We start from the raw sequence: 14,350 nt of genomic DNA on the forward strand, positions 1-14,350 counted from the left end.
CCTTCCCTATGGGTGGACGGCTGCCTCAGGCCTGCGCTCGTTGCTGCGCGCTCCTGGCGCGGTTGCGGCTACGGAAGAAGCTCACGACGAAGAGCGTAATGGCGACCACGCCCAAGAGGCCGAGCACTCCGGCTTCGGCTACTCCGGCGCGTGTACCCATGACGGTGAAGGCGAGCGAGAGCGCCACCACGACGAGAAGGATCTTTACGAGCAGCTTCTGCATGTCTTCTGTCTGTCAGTACGGGGCGCCGTCGAACGAGGTCTTGTCGGCACCGGTCATCTCTGCCTCATCCAGGGGTAGTTCGTGGCGTACTCACCTCCAGAGAGGTGCTCTGAGGACTGTCTCCCTCTTCATCAGGGTTCCGGTACGCACCCGTGACGGGACGTCAGTCAAGGTCCCATCCGGCGTCGAGCCTGCCGACGAGCCGTCGGAGCTCTCGGATCGTGCCATGGGTTCGAACGGCGGCCGAACGGGTTTCGGGGGAGGCGATGCTTCCCGGGAAACCGCCCACCGACGTACCCCGCCCCCGATGATGAGGCGGATGACCTCCACCGACCTGGCCTCCACCGACCTCTGGCACCACTACGGACGCACCCGCGCCGAGCGCGACCGCGCCGTACCCGATGCCTTCCACTGGATCTGGAGCCAGGACGGCGGCCCCGGAGCGGAGCTTCTGGGTGACCTGTCGGGCCGGGTCGTGGGCGATCTCGGGGCGGGGGCCGCTCGGCATGCCGCGCACCTCGCGGTCCATGCCGGGGCCGCCGAGGTCGTCGCGGTGGACGCTTCGCCCGCCCAGCACGCGAGGGCGCTCGACCTCTTCGGGCATCTCGCGCCCGATACGACGTGCTCTACAGCGTCTTCGGGGCGCTGGACTTCACCGATCCACGTGAGCTGCTGCCCGCGGCGGTGACCGCGCTCAAGCCGGGCGGCCGTCTGGTGTTCTCGACCCTGGCGCACCACCTGGACGGCGCACCGGCGCGGACGGATGCCGTGCCCGCCGAGGTCCCGGCCCGGACGCCGGAAGGGGGCGCGACGACGATGCGCCGCTGGGTGCTCCAGGAGCACGCGCCGGGATCGAGGTGGACTGGGCGGGGCTGGAAGCCGCCGTGCCGGAGGACGGGCATGAAGACGTACAGGTTCCCTCCGGCACCGGGATGTCCGTCCCGGCGGAGAGTGGGGCCTGGAGCGCCCGGCTGCGGGAGCGGGCTGGGGAGCTGGGGCGGCGCATGCCGCGCTGACGCCCGCTGGTCGGGGCGGCGGACACGGTTACGCCATTCGGCTGCTCGCGAGTCCTGATCCGCTCATGGCGGAGAGCGGAGATGCGCAGGGCTCCCGGACGGAACGCCTTCCTCCGGTCCGCCCACTTCCTCCTGCTGACCGCCGCCCTCCGGACCGGTCTTCCGCGGAGCCGGCGAAAGCCACCCCTTACGGCCGACGTCGCCCTCACCGAAGGCTGAGGAGTGCACGCAGAGCCAGTGCAACCGCAGGGACGGCCATGAAAAAGCCCCGCGTGTGGTGCGGCCCCTGGAGAGGGGCCGCACCACACGCCGCTACGGGACGCCGTCCCGTTGGATGTGCCTCTTTCTGCCGGTCAGGGCCGAGGTGTGCACAACGGTGAGTGAGTCCGGTGTGTCAGCCCCTGCGCCCCCGCTTCCGGCTGACCCTGCCGTAGACGATCATCGCGATCAGGGCTGCGACAGCGATGGCCAGGATCACCAGCCCGGCCGTGCCCTCGGGCATGACACGTCCCTCGTTGGCCAGCAGATGGCTGTGCACTGCTTCCACGTGCTCACTCCTCTCTTTCCGCCTTACGACCAGGCGTCAGTTGCCTTGTTCTCCACCGCGTTGCCGACGAACTCGGCTCCCGTGAAGCAAGCGGCTCCCACCACGAATCCGCCGGCACCGGCGGTGGGCGCTCCCGCGGCGGCGGCCACCGCGCCGCAGGCCGCTCCGGTCACCGTGGACGCGGCCTCACCGGCCACCACGGCGGCTGCCTTGCCGTAGTCGCCGTCGCCCAGGGCGCTTCCCAACTTGTAGGCCGCGTTCAGCTTCGTAGCCCCTCCCGCGGCCTTGAGCATCCCCTTCATGGCCCCACCGACCGAGAAGAGTCCACTGGGGTCGATGCGGTTGACCGGGTCGCCCTCGGCGTAGAGGTAGGGGTTGACTTCCTGGCCCGAGGGGTCGGGCTGGGTGAAGCGGCCGATGTTGGCGTCGTAGTAGCGGGCGCCGAGGTGGTAGAGGCCGGTGGGGTCCTGGTAGCCGCCGGCGAACCGGTAGGGCTGGGCGACCGGTTCGCTGGAGCGGGCCAGCAGCCGGACGCCGCGGGGGCTGTAGGTGTAGCTGTTGACCTTGTTGCCGTCGCCGTCGGCCAGGGCGACGACGCTGCCGAGGGCGTCGGTCAGGTAGTAGTAGGACTTGCCCCCGGTCGTCATGGAGTTGAGGGTGCCCCCGGGTTCCCGGTTGAAGCCCATGTCCACCCCGGCGGTGGTCTTCGCCGACAGGCCCAGCGGGCCGTGGTGGAAGAAGGTGTCGCCGAGCTTGATCCGCTCGCTCTGGTCGGTGGAGGCGTACTGACCCGCGTACGTCTTGGAGTCGACCGTGATGGAGGTCATCTGGGAGTAGTCGGACCACTGCTCACCGGTGCGAGTGTACTCCGGCGTGGAGGCGCCGGCGGTCTCGTTGCCGACCTTGTCGTAGGACCAGGTCCCGGTGGAGCCGGACTTGGAGGTGAGCTGCTGGGCGTCGTTGTAGGTGTACGTGGTGCCGCGCGGGCAGCCCTTGTCGGTGCCCTGGCTGGTGAGGTTGCCGGCCTGGTCATAGCAGTACTGCCAGGAGTCGGCGATGGCGCCGCCCTTCTCGTCCTTGGCGTAGGAGAAGCGGCCGGCGCTGTCGTAGGTGTAGGTGGTCTTGTAGCCGCCGACCGCGTCGGTCTTGGTGAGGATCTTGCCCCCGTCGTCCTCCGGCTTCTTGGTGGTCCCGCGGTCGTAGGAGTAGCTCAGCTCGACCAGGGTGCCCTGAGGGGAGGTCGTCTTGATCTTCTCCGGGCGATTGGACTTGTCGGGCGTGACGCTCTGGACGGTGCCGCCGGGGTAGGTGGTCTTGGTGCGGGTGTCGTTGTTGTCGTACGCGTACTTCGTGACCTTGCCGGAGGGGTCCTTCAGCTCGGTGAGCTTGTTGACCTCGTTCCAGGTGTAGTCGGTGGTGCCGGCCGGGTCGGTGTAGGTGTCGACGTTGCCCGCCGGAGTGTAGGTCAGCTTGGTCTGCGAGCCGTTCTGCAGGGTGCGCACCGTCTCGCGGGACAGCGGGTCGAAGGCGTACTTCGTCACCCCGGAGCCGTCGGACCGCTGGACCAGGTTGCCGTCACCGTCGTAGGCGTAGGTGACCGTGGTGTTGGTGGAGGACACCTTCACCACACGGTCACGCGCGTCGTAGACGTAGACGGTCTTGATGCCCCGGCCGTCGACGACCGTCTGCGCGCGGCCGGCGTCGTCGTAGGTGTAGGTGGTGGTGCCCAGCGGGGCGGGCGGGGTGACCTTGGTCAGGTTGCCCTTGGCGTCGTAGGTGAAGGACGTGGACACCGACTTGGTGTCCGTCATCTTCGCCGTCACCTTGCAGCGCTGGCCTTCGAAGCCGCCGCAGGTCGCGGTGGCCTTGTTGTAGTCGAAGGTCTGCTTGCCGCCGCCGGTGCCGGTCACCGCGACCGAGGTGGTGTTGCCGGCCGTGTCGTAGGTGTAGTCGGTCTTCTCCTTGTCCGCGGTCTGCATGGTGCCGGGCAGATCGGCGCCGGCGATGGTCTGGTAGCCGGTCAGCGAGGCGGTGGCGCCGGTGGGCAGACCCGCCGAGGTCGGGTTGTTGCGCCCGTCCCAGCCGTACGTGGTGACATTGCCGCCGGTCGAACCGGTGCCCATCGCGTCGGTCGCCGTCTGGATGTTGTGGTTGGCGTCGAAGGACGTGGACCGCGAGCGCCCGAGGGCGTCGATGGTCTTGGTGACCCGGCCGTCCTTGTCGTGCTCGTGCTTGGTGGCGTGGGTCTCCGGGTCGGTGACCGTGGTCGTCCCCGCCGCCCTGGGGTCGGTGGTGTTCGAGTACGCGTAGGTGTAGGTCGGGCCGGTGTGCCCGGAGCCGTTGAACGCGGTGGCCCGCAGCATCGAGCGGACGCGGTTCTGCTCGTCGTAGGCGAAGACCGTCACCCGCCCCTCCGGGGTGGTGATCTTGGTGATGCGTCCGTCGCCGTCGTAGGCGAAGGCGGTGGCCTTGCCCTCGGTGTCGGTGGTGCGCACCAGGTTGCCGGCCGGGTCGAGGTCGAAGACGGCGGTACGGCCGGTGTGGTCCTTGGCCTGCCACTGACTCGGATCGGTCCTGACCAGGTCGACCCAGCGGCCCGAGCGGGTCTCGGTGAGCTTGAAGCCCTTGTGCTCGCTGCCCTCGTCGTGCTGGTCGACGGTGATGGTGCCCTTGTTGCGGTCGGTGACCTTGGTGAGGGTGCCGTTCGCGTCGTACGTGTCCTTCAGCCCCGACTTGCGGTCGGTGAGCGTGAAGGTGCCGTCGGCGTTCTTCTTCAGGTCCTTGGAGTAGCCCTTGGGCGTGGTGAAGGACCCGTCGGCCGCCTTGTCGAAGCCGACCGCCGCCCCGGTGGCGTCGTAGAAGGTGACCTCGTTGGTCCACACGTGCAGATAGCGCTCGTACTCCTGCCACCAGCGCTGGGAGACCTTGCCCCACGGGGCGTCGAAGGAGTTGTACGTACGCGCCAGCCGCAGCTTCTGCCCCACCCCCGCCACCTCGAAGTCGGTGGCGGCCAGCATCAGGTTGCCGTTGGACAGGTTGATCCGGGCCACCAGCGAGTCGGTGATCCGGAAGTCCGAGATCCGGTGCCAGGGCACCGCGCCCTGCCCCTCCGGGACGAAGCTCAGGGCCCCGGCCGTGGACCGGGCCTTCGGCGCCGAGCGGGCGGCGGACTTCCTCGCGGAGGCCGACTGGCCCGCGCGGTCGCGCTGCGCCGCCTCCCAGGCGGCCTCGGCCGAGGAGGCAGGCGCCTCGGCCTCGTTGGGAACCGGCCGGGTGACGCCGGTCTTCACCGGCGGCACCTCGAACCGAGGCCCGTCCGCCTTGCCCCACACCGAGGCCGGACCCGGGTCCGGAACGGTCGGCGCGGCCAGGGCCGGTGCCGCCGAGGCGGCCAGCGACAGGGCCGCGACGGCGGCGACGAAACCGAAACCCGACGACGATCTGCGGGCACGCCGAAGAGACGTGCCCGAAGCACGTGAGCGCATCGTTCTCCCCCATGAAGAAGCTCACCCGACGACCCCAACGGCCACGGGAGCCCCACACGTTGCCATGACTCCTTCACATCGGCGACGGACTTTCCCGCGATCGTGAAACACATACGGGCCGGAATCGGTCATGCCGCTTCGCCCGTACCGCTGCGCGGACAAAGTGCGCCGAACGGTCTTCGAACGGGTGAGCGGTGAGCTTCAGGCGGGGCGGAGGGGCCCACTCCGCGCCTGCTCGGCGGCCCTCCTTCGCGATCCGGGGGCCGCCGCTCATACCCAGATTGGCGTGATCACCACATCCAGTTCCCCAACTCCTCACGGAAGGTCAGAACGGCCGGCCGGTCGGGGTCCTCCATGGTCCAGGTCCCGGGCCCCTGCTCGGGACGGAGCGCCCAGACGGAACCGTTCTGTACGTCGGTCACGATGCCCTCCCGCTCGGTGTCCTCGTCCAGCACCAGGTCCCCCACCCACCCAGGGCGTCCGCCTGTCGCCGCTCACCGGCCGCGCCTCCTGCCCGGCAGCTCCGCCCACACCTGCTTACCGGTCGGCAACGGAATGGTGCCCCAGGCGCCGGCCAACGCGCTGACCAGCAGCATTCCGCGCCCGTTCTCGGCATCCGGCCCGGGGTGCCGGACCATCGGGGCGCCGGGGGAGTGGTCGGCCACCTCGATGCGTACCGTGTCGGCGGCGTCGCAGACCAACGAGAAGGAGACCAGCCCGCCCCGGCCGTGGCTGACCGCGTTGGTGACCAGCTCGCTGACCCCCGACCGCGACCGGTCGGCGGGCCTCTCCGTATTACGGGACTTCGGGTTCCGTGCGCCCGCTCCTCCTGCCCAACTCACGGCCCGCCCCAAGGGGACCCGGGAGCCGCGTACTCCACCGGCCCCCGGAAGCGGGACGCGGCGCGGGCGACGGCCCCGGCGCCACCGCCCGACACCCGACAGCAGATGGTCGGAGCAGGGGTGGTCCGGGGCCGAGCACGGTGAGGGCGAACGGATCGGTGGGCATCCGCGCATCGTGGTGCTGGATTCCTTGGGGCTACGGACAGACCGGGCGCGTACGGGCAGGGGTGCGGCCCGCTCGGTTCGGTGCCCGCGCGGGTGCGAGGTACCCGGCCGTGCCGCGCGGCCTGCCACCCTCGGCTACCCATGGTGCGGCGGCCCGGTGATGGCGGCGATGGTGTCCGCGTGCGCTGGGTGCTTCTCGAACCATCTGCCGAGGTGGTGTGTACGGCCTTCGCGACGCAGGTGCGTACCGCCGTGTTGTTCAGCGCGCCGCGCGTGGGCGCCGATGAACCCGGGGTGGTCCAGCTCGGCCGAGACGTCTGCCGTCAGGGCCGCGTCCAAGCGTTCGGCGTGCCGACTGCTTGACACCCGATGCTGGGAAGTATCCGAAAGCACAGCATCGCGCGCCGCCTACGGCAGAGAAGCACCAGGCTTATACCAAGATGAGCCTGTGGTGGACGAGTTGGCGAAGCTGGAGGTGGTCTTGGTGGAGCTGCCGCCTGAACTGGCCTGGTTGTTGGTGTAGGAGGATCCGGTCACACCTTGGGTCGTGAACCCACCCAGGCCGTAGGAGCCCCTGGCTGCGTCGTTTGGGGGGCTGTCGGCGCTTCCTCCTACAGCCGTGGACTGCCCGGATGAGGAGGGGGCATGGTCGTCGGCATGGGCAGAGCTCATGCCGACGACCATGAAGGCGCCGGCCAGCAGCGTTGCACCGGTGACAGTTCGAGATTTCAACGAGGACTCCCCACTAGGCGGTGATCTTCATCCAACCAACGACTCGACCGAGCACAGGTTCCGGGATCATCAGTCGGCCTGACTTCGGTGTCGGGCAGCCGCCCCCCTTACCACTGCGGGCAACGAGTCGGCGGGTGGTCGAAGTGCCCGGTCGGCCCGGTCAGGGTCTTCGCGGGTGAAGCCGACGACCTCCGCCTGGAGGACGGGCGCCCCCGCTCGCGCGTCGAGGAAGGCGACGTAGTCCCGCGCCCCGCCAGGGAACCGGAACCGTGCCCGCACGGGGCTCCGGCGGGCGCTCGTCGGTGAGGGTGATGTCCAGGGCGCGGTTGAGGAAGGCCAGCTCCCTGATCCGCTCCGCCAGCGCGTCGAACGAGCACTCCGCCGTACCGAAGACGCCGGGGTCGGGCCGGAAGGTGAGGCTGGTGCCGGTGGTGGCCGCCGGGCCCGTGGCGCGGGGCGCGGTGACCGCGTCACCGCGTACGTACTCCTGGATCCAGCGCACCCGTTCGCGGCGCACCTCGGCCGTCAGGCGTTCCGACAGTGCGTTGGCGGCACAGGGGCCGACGCCGTAGAGCCCCGGAGGCCGTGTTCACCGGTGTTCCCGATGTACATTCCCGGCCGCTTCCGGATCAGGTCCGTCCCCTCGGGCACCTCGGTGCTCGTGGCGGGGTACCTGTCGGCACACTGACTCACAGGGTCCCCCTCCGGCGGCGTTCGGCAGCGCCCACCAGGCTGGGAGGGACTGCCGACGCCCCGGGCGATAGCCTGGGCGGCCGACGAAATGGAGCCCCATGCCGCGCGTGTTCAGTGTCAGTGACAGCGTTCTCATCGAGGCCGATCCGGCCGTGATCTACCAGCAGGTCTCGCAGCCCGCCCTGATGGGCCGGTGGAGTCCGGAGAACCTGGGCGCCACCGTGCCGGACGGGCAGGGGGCTGCCGCCCGGCCCGGTCTGGTCTTCGAGGGCCACAACAAGCGCGGGGGCGTGCGCTGGACCACCCGCTGCACGGTGACCGCCGCCGAGGAGGGCCGGCTGTTCCGCTTCCGGGTGCATGCCATCGGGCTGAAGCGGCCCCGGCTGCGCGGGCCGATCGCGACCTGGGAGTACCGGTTCGAGCCGGTGGGAGAGGGCACCGAGGTCACCGAGACCTGGACGGACGACCGCCGCGGGTGGCCCGACCCGGTCGCCAACGCCTTCGACCGGGTGGTGACCCGCGGGCACACCTTCGCCGACTTCCAGCGGCGGAACATCCGTACCACGCTGCGCAATCTCAAGGCGGCCATGGAGGCGCCCGGCCGCTAGCGCCCTCGGTCCGCCGAGGCGGTGTGGGCCACCACGGCGTCGATGAGCACGGGCCAGAGTTCGCGCGGGCGGTCGTGGCCCATGTCGGGGACCAGCAGGAGCTCGGCGCCGGGAACCAGCTCCGCGGTGCGCCTTCCGCCGCTGGGGTCGACCAGCATGTCGTCCAGGCCGTGGATCACCAGCGTGGGCACCCGCAGCTCGCGCAGTGCGTCGGCTCGGGAGCCGCTGAGGACCATCGCCCCGAGCTGCCGGGCGACCCCGGCGGGGCGGTAGGCGCGGTCGTAGCTGTCGGCGGCCAGTTCGCGCAGCCACCCGACGTCGCCGTACCGCCGGGAGGCCCACACCAACTCCCTCTCCGCCGCCGCGATATACCCTTCGCGGTCGCCGGGCTTCGGAGTGGACACCACGGCCTGGGCCTCCGGGCCGGACCGCCCGTACTCCGGCTCGCCGGTGGAGGACATCATCGACGTCAGGGTCAGCACCCGCTCCGGCGCGGAGAGGGCCATCGTCTGGGCGATCATGCCGCCCATCGAGGTGCCGACCACATGGGCGCGTTCGATACCGAGCGCGCTGAGCAGGCCGAGGCCGTCCGCGGCCATGTCGGTCAGCCGGTAGGGCACCATCGCGGACGCCGTGGCGAGGTCACCCGAGCCGACGGCGGCCAGGAACGCGCCCGTGTCGACGGGATGGGCGTCGAAACCGGTGGACAGCCCGCAGTCGCGGTTGTCGTACCGGATCACGTGGCGGCCGCGGTCCGCCAGCGCCCGGCAGAAGTCCTCGTGCCAGGCGAGCATCTGGCCGCCCAGGCCCATCACCAGCAGCACGGGCGGGTCCCCGGGGTCGCCGAAGCTCTGATACGCGAGGGAGACCTCGGCGGATACGTCGATGATCGTCATACGGTGAGCCTGGCATGGGCGTGCCACCAGGGAGTGCCACCGGGGCGTGCCTTTGCTCGCATCGCGCTCTGCCCCCATCGAGCCGGCCGGCGCTCGCCGCCGGCGTCTGACCCGTCTCTTACGCCGTCAGGCACCGTCGCCCGTCCCGGGGAGCGGGCGGCGCATGCAGGTGCGGGGCCAGCGGTCGAGGCCGTGGGTGGCTTCGCGGTGGCGGATGGCGCGGAGGGCGGGGGTGAGGTCGGCTTCGGGGAGGGGGCGGAAGCCGCAGCGGGCGTAGTAGGGGGCGTTCCAGGGGACCTCGGTGAACGTGGTGAGGGTCAGCGCGGGGGCGCCGGTGGCGGCGGCGTGGGTGGCCAGATGGTCCAGCAGGGCGCGGCCGATGGCGCGGCGGGCGTGGTCCGGGTGGACCGAGACCTGCTCGATGTGGAGGTTGCCGTCGACGCGGTCGGCGATCAGGTAGGCGACGGGGGCGTCGGCGGCGTCCACGGCCACCCAGGCGAGTCCGGCCCGTTGGTGGCGGGCCAGTTCGGTGAGGGTGGGGGGCTCGTCGTCCGCGATCTCGGGCATGCCGATGTCGCGGAAGCAGCGGCCGGCGGCTCGTTCGATGTCCTGGAGGGCGGGCAGTTCGTCGGGGCGGACGGGTCGGATGCGCATGGGGGCATTGTGCGGGGCGGGTGGCTCGCGGGGTCGCGCGGGACCGCCGGGTGCCGATGGGTGGGTCAGTGGCCGCGGGGGTGGGGCAGCCCTCGGCGGGGTTCGCGTACGGCCTGCCAGAGGGCGCCGAGGGCGAGTGCCTGGACCAGGGCGCTGACGGCCAGGCCGCCGACCAGGAACCAGGCGGGCGCGCCCTCGGCGGCCCAGACCGCGTCACCGGTCATCACCACGAGGGTGGAGAAGGGGAGGGTGAACAGGGCCGGCCACACCCAGACGAAGCCGGGGTCGGCGGAAAAGAGGGTGACGGCGGTGGCGGTGGCGAGGGAGCCGGCGACCAGGGTCAGATAGATCGCCGAGGCCGGGTTGGCGAAGGTCAGACGGGTGAGCGTGCGGGCGTTCATGGTGTTCCTTCCCTGGACTTCTGGGGGGTGGTCGGGTGCCAGGGTCACCTGAGGGCGCCACTCGCCGCATGAGTGCCCGTACTCAGGTTCGGGGACGAGTGCGGGGGCGTGGACTTTTTACCGGCACGTAACTTCCCAAGCCCCGTCTACTCGTGCGTAACTTGGCATGAGCACGGCACTCACCCCATGCCGTGCCGTGCTGTCTCCGTGGTCCGGGCCACTGGGCGGACTCCCCACCCGCCCCGCTTATCCCCATGTCCTTGAGCCGCAAGGAGACCACTCGATGCTGCCCGAGACCCCCCGCCGCCCCCTGCGCCGTGCGCTGAGAGCGTGCGCCGTCCTGCTGCTGGCCGCCGCCGCGACCCTCGTCCCCGGCGCGGCCGCCACCGCCGCCCCCGCCCAGACCGCCGCCGTCAGCAGCGGCTGGAACGACTACTCCTGCAAGCCGTCCGTCCGGCACCCCCGCCCGGTGGTGCTGGTGCACGGCACCTTCGGCAACTCCGTGGACAACTGGCTCGGTCTGGCGCCCTACCTGGTCAAGCGCGGGTACTGCGTCTTCTCGCTGGACTACGGGCAGCTGCCCGGCGTGCCGCTCTTCCACGGCCTCGGGCCCGTCGCCGAGTCGGCGAAGCAGCTGGACGCGTATGTGGACCGGGTCCTCGCGGCGACCGGCGCGGCCGAGGCGGACCTCGTCGGGCACTCCCAGGGCGGCATGATGCCCCGCTACTACCTGAAGTTCCTCGGCGGCGCCGACAAGGTCAACGCGCTGGTCGGGATCGCGCCCAGCAACCACGGCACCACCCTGCTCGGGCTCACCGAGCTGCTGCCGTACTTCCCCGGCGTCGGGCACCTGCTGAACGAGAAGACCCCGGCCCTGGCCGACCAGGTGGTCGGCTCCCCGTTCATGACCCGGCTCAACGAGGGCGGCGACACCGTGCCCGGGGTCCGCTACACGGTCATCGCCACCCGCTACGACCAGGTCGTCACCCCGCACCGCAGCCAGTTCCTCGACGGACCGGATGTGACGAACGTGCTCATCCAGGACCGCTGCCTGCTCGATGTCTCCGAGCATGTGGCGATCGGGCTCACCGACCGGATCGCCTTCCACGAGGTGGCCAACGCCCTCGACCCCGACCGCGCCACCACGGTGGACTGCCTGTCGGCGGTGAGCTGACCCGGGTCGTGTACGGAGGAGAGGGAGGTGTGCCCCCGTCCGGACCTCTTCGGACGGGGGCACACCTGTCGGAGGGGAAGCGGTCGGGTCAGCGGGTGTGGCGGCCCGCCGGGACGGCCTTGCGGCGGTTGACCGCGAACATCAGGCCCGCGCCGAGCGCCAGCACCGCCGCGCCGCCCACCGCGAGGTAGGTGGTGCGGGCGTCGCCGCCGGTCTCGGCCAGGCCCCCGGTCGCCGCCTGCGCGGAGGGCGAGGAGGGGGCGGCGGACGGGAGCGCGGAGGGGGCGGCGGACGGGAGCGCGGAGGGGGCGGCGGACGGGAGCGCGGAGGGGGCTCCGGCGCCGGCGGGGTCCACGGCGTTGCCCTCGGGGGCCGCCGACGGGGCGGCGGAGGGAGCGGCCTGCTTCACCTCGGGCGCGTCTCCGGCCTCCGGCGCGGTGGTGGGCGCCGCCGCGCCCGGCTGGTGGCCGCCCGCCGGGTGGTCGTCGCCGCCGTGACCGCCGTGGTCCACGGTCGACTTGTCGCTACTGTCCTCGATCTGCTGCTCACTGGGCGCCGAGGCCACCGGGGCAGGTGCGCCGGCGGAGGTGGTGCCCTTGCCGCCGAACACCACGTCGGAGCAGGTGTAGAAGGCCTCCGGAGAGTCCGAGCGCTGCCAGATGGAGTAGATGAGATGACGGCCGGACTTGGCGGGGACCCGGCCGGTGAAGACGTAGTGGCCGTTCTCCAGCCTCGGGTTGACCACCTTGGCGAACGGCCGGGCCTCCAGGTCCGACCACTTCAGCGGCTTCGACGGGTCGTAGCCGTCCTTGGTGACGTACAGCTCGAAGCTGCCCCGGTGCGGGGCGGTCGCCTTGTAGCGGAAGGTGTGGTTCCCGGCCGCCAGCTTGGAGGAGGGCCAGTCGGCGCGCGGCAGGTCCAGCCCCTTGTACTTGTCCCGGCCCGCGCTGCACAGCTTGCCGTCGGGGATGATCTGGCGGTGCCGGCCGGCCGCGTCGCCGATGTTCACCTCGTTCCAGTCGTAGAACGCCTGCGTCCCGGAGGCCGCGACCGCCGCCTTGCACGCCGCCGACTTGGGGCTCTCCGGCCCCTCGCTGAAGCACGCCGACACCCTGCTGACCGGGTCGGTCATCGAACCGTGCGCGGCGGCCGGTGTCACGGCCAGCCCGGCGAGCGCGAACGGGCCTATGCCCAGGGCGAGGGCGGCGGCTGCCGTACGGCGACGAGTCATAGGGGTGTTCTCCTTCGGACGGTGCCTGGTGCTGGGGAGGAGGGGGAGGGGAGGTGCTGTGGGGGGGTGTACGGGGACGGGCCCGGGTGGACGGCGCGGCCCCCCGACCGTGTCGGCGCCGGCGGCCGGGCGCCCCGGTGATCAGCAAGCTAGCCGGTCCGGACGCGGAAAACGGCCGCCGGAGGGGGCCGGGGGCGATCCTTATGGCGCGGTTAAGGTCGCTCTAAGAGGGCGCTCAGGAAGCGCCGCCACCGACCTGCTGCGAGGAGCCGTACCGATGGCCGTCATCCACAAGACCACCATGACGCCCGGCAAGTTGGAACTGCTGGCGTCCTGGCTGCCCGGGCGGCCCTGGTACGCCGGCTCCGCGAGCGCGCCCGCGCCCGAGAAGGCCGGCGGCTTCCGGCTGGACGACCCGGAGGGCGCGGTGGGCATCGAGTTCATGGTGGTCAACGACGCCTCGGGCGAGCGGCCGGTCACTCACCTCGTACCGCTCACCTACCGGGACAAGCCGCTGGAGGGGGCGGCCGAGGAGGCGCTCGTCGGCACCTCCGAGCACGGGGTGCTGGGCAAGCGCTGGGTGTACGACGGCGCCCACGACCCCGTACTCCAGGAGCGGTTGCTCGCCTTCCTGGCGGGGCGCGCCGAGCCGCAGGCCCAGTCGGTCTCCGACACCCCCGACCCGTCCGTGGTCGCCCATGGCACCGGGAGCGGGCTGCCCGCCGGGCTCACCGCGACCGGGGTGACCGACGGGGCGGACGGCACCGGGATCGCCGTACGGTCGGCGGACGGCGGTGAACTGGTGCTGCGGCTGGTCCGGCTGCTGGAGGGCGAGCAGACCGGGCCCGAGACCGACCCGGCGACCACCCGGGCGTACGGCACCGCGGACTGGAACCTTCCGGCCGGGGGCCGCGCCCGCGGGCTGTTCGCCGTACTGCGGGACGCGGCGCGGTGACGGCCGCGGCGAGCCGCGGTGGGCCAGTGCCGCTCACCCTCACCGGCACCGTGCTCGACGCGCCCGACGCGCGTGAACTGGCGGCCTTCTACGTGGCGTTGCTCGGCTGGGAGGTGGCGGCCGACGAGCCGGAGTGGGTCAAGCTGCGGGCGCCCGGCGGGGGAGCGGCGCTCGCCTTCCAGAGCGAGCCGCACTACCGGCCCCCGGTCTGGCCGACCGAGCCCGGCGCCCCGGCGATGATGTCCCACCTGGACATCGAGGCCGCCGACCTGGCCGCCGCCGAGGCCCACGCCCGGGCCTGCGGGGCCGTGCCGGCCGCGTACCAGCCGCAGGACGACGTCCGGGTCATGCTCGACCCGGCCGGACACCCGTTCTGCCTATGGACGCCCACGGGGCCCGCCTCGGCGGGCTGACAGCCGAGCGGGTCGGGCACCCCCGGCGGGGGCGTTCATCGGCCCGCCCTCGGGGCGCCCCCGCCCGGCCTCGGGGCGCCCCCGCCCGGCCTCGGGGCGCCCCCGCCCAAGGTCCCCCCGCCCAAGGTCCCCCCGCCCAAGCCCCCCGGCCCCAGCCCCCCGCCCGGAACGCCCTGCGGACCCCGGTCCGGTAGGCCGGGCGATGTGCCGTCGCGGTGGTACGGGCGGTACGGACGGTGAGGCGTGAGGTGCGTCGGGAGCCGCGGGCGGTGTCGACTCCGGCCCGCCGCTCCCGGTGGTCCCTGCCGGTGGGCC

14 protein-coding genes and 1 pseudogene are annotated in these 14,350 nt (G+C 71.9%); 5 read left to right on the plus strand and 10 right to left on the minus strand.

Annotated features, from left to right (window positions below; all coding sequences use genetic code 11):
- Nucleotides 1-25: 25 nt before the first annotated feature.
- Nucleotides 26-223, minus strand: a complete 198-nt coding sequence (locus M1O15_RS29190) for a hypothetical protein (protein WP_248637224.1) — start codon at nucleotides 221-223, stop codon at nucleotides 26-28.
- Nucleotides 224-542: 319 nt separating this feature from the next.
- On the opposite strand from M1O15_RS29190, the pseudogene M1O15_RS29195 reads away from it, so the two are divergent.
- Nucleotides 543-1,297, plus strand: a pseudogene (locus M1O15_RS29195) (methyltransferase domain-containing protein).
- 336 nt (nucleotides 1,298-1,633) lie between these two features.
- Here the strand turns inward: M1O15_RS29195 and M1O15_RS29200 are convergent.
- The 5 genes from M1O15_RS29200 to M1O15_RS29220 all read right to left on the minus strand — a co-directional run bounded on the left by M1O15_RS29200 (nucleotide 1,634) and on the right by M1O15_RS29220 (nucleotide 7,512).
- Nucleotides 1,634-1,786 (minus strand): hypothetical protein, encoded by a 153-nt coding sequence (locus M1O15_RS29200; RefSeq protein ID WP_248637225.1) that lies wholly within the window; start codon nucleotides 1,784-1,786, stop codon nucleotides 1,634-1,636.
- 23 nt (nucleotides 1,787-1,809) lie between these two features.
- A complete protein-coding gene (locus M1O15_RS29205; protein WP_248637226.1) occupies nucleotides 1,810-5,271 on the minus strand; it encodes an RHS repeat-associated core domain-containing protein in 3,462 nt (1,153 codons plus the stop codon).
- 290 nt (nucleotides 5,272-5,561) lie between these two features.
- Nucleotides 5,562-5,738 (minus strand): hypothetical protein, encoded by a 177-nt coding sequence (locus M1O15_RS29210; protein WP_248637227.1) that lies wholly within the window; start codon nucleotides 5,736-5,738, stop codon nucleotides 5,562-5,564.
- A gap of 27 nt (nucleotides 5,739-5,765) precedes the next feature.
- Nucleotides 5,766-6,113, minus strand: a complete 348-nt coding sequence (locus M1O15_RS29215; RefSeq protein WP_248637228.1) for an ATP-binding protein — start codon at nucleotides 6,111-6,113, stop codon at nucleotides 5,766-5,768.
- A gap of 1,057 nt (nucleotides 6,114-7,170) precedes the next feature.
- Nucleotides 7,171-7,512 (minus strand): hypothetical protein, encoded by a 342-nt coding sequence (locus tag M1O15_RS29220; RefSeq protein ID WP_248637229.1) that lies wholly within the window; start codon nucleotides 7,510-7,512, stop codon nucleotides 7,171-7,173.
- A 289-nt stretch (nucleotides 7,513-7,801) separates the two neighbouring features.
- On the opposite strand from M1O15_RS29220, the gene M1O15_RS29225 reads away from it, so the two are divergent.
- Nucleotides 7,802-8,311, plus strand: a complete 510-nt coding sequence (locus M1O15_RS29225) for an SRPBCC family protein (protein WP_248637230.1) — start codon at nucleotides 7,802-7,804, stop codon at nucleotides 8,309-8,311.
- On the opposite strand, the gene M1O15_RS29230 is transcribed toward M1O15_RS29225, so the two are convergent.
- The 3 genes from M1O15_RS29230 to M1O15_RS29240 all read right to left on the minus strand — a co-directional run bounded on the left by M1O15_RS29230 (nucleotide 8,308) and on the right by M1O15_RS29240 (nucleotide 10,262).
- Nucleotides 8,308-9,207, minus strand: a complete 900-nt coding sequence (locus M1O15_RS29230; protein WP_248637231.1) for an alpha/beta fold hydrolase — start codon at nucleotides 9,205-9,207, stop codon at nucleotides 8,308-8,310. The genes M1O15_RS29225 and M1O15_RS29230 overlap by 4 nt on opposite strands.
- A gap of 126 nt (nucleotides 9,208-9,333) precedes the next feature.
- Complete coding sequence (locus tag M1O15_RS29235; protein ID WP_248637232.1) at nucleotides 9,334-9,861, minus strand: GNAT family N-acetyltransferase; 528 nt, start codon at nucleotides 9,859-9,861, stop codon at nucleotides 9,334-9,336.
- A 65-nt stretch (nucleotides 9,862-9,926) separates the two neighbouring features.
- Nucleotides 9,927-10,262: an SCO4225 family membrane protein gene (locus M1O15_RS29240; RefSeq protein WP_248637233.1), complete on the minus strand. Its 336-nt coding sequence runs from the start codon at nucleotides 10,260-10,262 to the stop codon at nucleotides 9,927-9,929.
- Between the two features lie 283 nt (nucleotides 10,263-10,545).
- On the opposite strand from M1O15_RS29240, the gene M1O15_RS29245 reads away from it, so the two are divergent.
- Nucleotides 10,546-11,436, plus strand: a complete 891-nt coding sequence (locus M1O15_RS29245) for an esterase/lipase family protein (RefSeq protein WP_248637234.1) — start codon at nucleotides 10,546-10,548, stop codon at nucleotides 11,434-11,436.
- 88 nt (nucleotides 11,437-11,524) lie between these two features.
- On the opposite strand, the gene M1O15_RS29250 is transcribed toward M1O15_RS29245, so the two are convergent.
- The gene (locus M1O15_RS29250; RefSeq protein ID WP_248637235.1) at nucleotides 11,525-12,667 is read right to left on the minus strand and encodes a lytic polysaccharide monooxygenase; all 1,143 of its coding nucleotides are present in this window, start codon (nucleotides 12,665-12,667) and stop codon (nucleotides 11,525-11,527) included.
- A gap of 277 nt (nucleotides 12,668-12,944) precedes the next feature.
- Between M1O15_RS29250 and M1O15_RS29255 the strand changes: the two genes are divergently transcribed.
- Both M1O15_RS29255 and M1O15_RS29260 read left to right on the plus strand, forming a co-directional pair.
- Nucleotides 12,945-13,622, plus strand: coding sequence for a maltokinase N-terminal cap-like domain-containing protein (locus tag M1O15_RS29255; protein WP_248637236.1), 678 nt, complete (start codon nucleotides 12,945-12,947; stop codon nucleotides 13,620-13,622).
- Between the two features lie 26 nt (nucleotides 13,623-13,648).
- The gene (locus tag M1O15_RS29260) at nucleotides 13,649-14,035 is read left to right on the plus strand and encodes a VOC family protein (RefSeq protein ID WP_248637237.1); all 387 of its coding nucleotides are present in this window, start codon (nucleotides 13,649-13,651) and stop codon (nucleotides 14,033-14,035) included.
- Nucleotides 14,036-14,350 lie beyond the last annotated feature (315 nt).

Source organism: Streptomyces lichenis (assembly GCF_023218175.1).
Taxonomy (GTDB): domain Bacteria; phylum Actinomycetota; class Actinomycetes; order Streptomycetales; family Streptomycetaceae; genus Streptomyces; species Streptomyces lichenis.

Coding starts and splice junctions, on each gene's coding strand:
- M1O15_RS29190 (WP_248637224.1), bottom strand. CDS start 223: ATGCAGAAGCTGCTCGTAAAGATCCTTCTCGTCGTGGTGGCGCTCTCG.
- M1O15_RS29205 (WP_248637226.1), bottom strand. CDS start 5,271: ATGCGCTCACGTGCTTCGGGCACGTCTCTTCGGCGTGCCCGCAGATCG.
- M1O15_RS29225 (WP_248637230.1), top strand. CDS start 7,802: ATGCCGCGCGTGTTCAGTGTCAGTGACAGCGTTCTCATCGAGGCCGAT.
- M1O15_RS29230 (WP_248637231.1), bottom strand. CDS start 9,207: ATGACGATCATCGACGTATCCGCCGAGGTCTCCCTCGCGTATCAGAGC.
- M1O15_RS29235 (WP_248637232.1), bottom strand. CDS start 9,861: ATGCGCATCCGACCCGTCCGCCCCGACGAACTGCCCGCCCTCCAGGAC.
- M1O15_RS29240 (WP_248637233.1), bottom strand. CDS start 10,262: ATGAACGCCCGCACGCTCACCCGTCTGACCTTCGCCAACCCGGCCTCG.
- M1O15_RS29245 (WP_248637234.1), top strand. CDS start 10,546: ATGCTGCCCGAGACCCCCCGCCGCCCCCTGCGCCGTGCGCTGAGAGCG.
- M1O15_RS29250 (WP_248637235.1), bottom strand. CDS start 12,667: ATGACTCGTCGCCGTACGGCAGCCGCCGCCCTCGCCCTGGGCATAGGC.
- M1O15_RS29255 (WP_248637236.1), top strand. CDS start 12,945: ATGGCCGTCATCCACAAGACCACCATGACGCCCGGCAAGTTGGAACTG.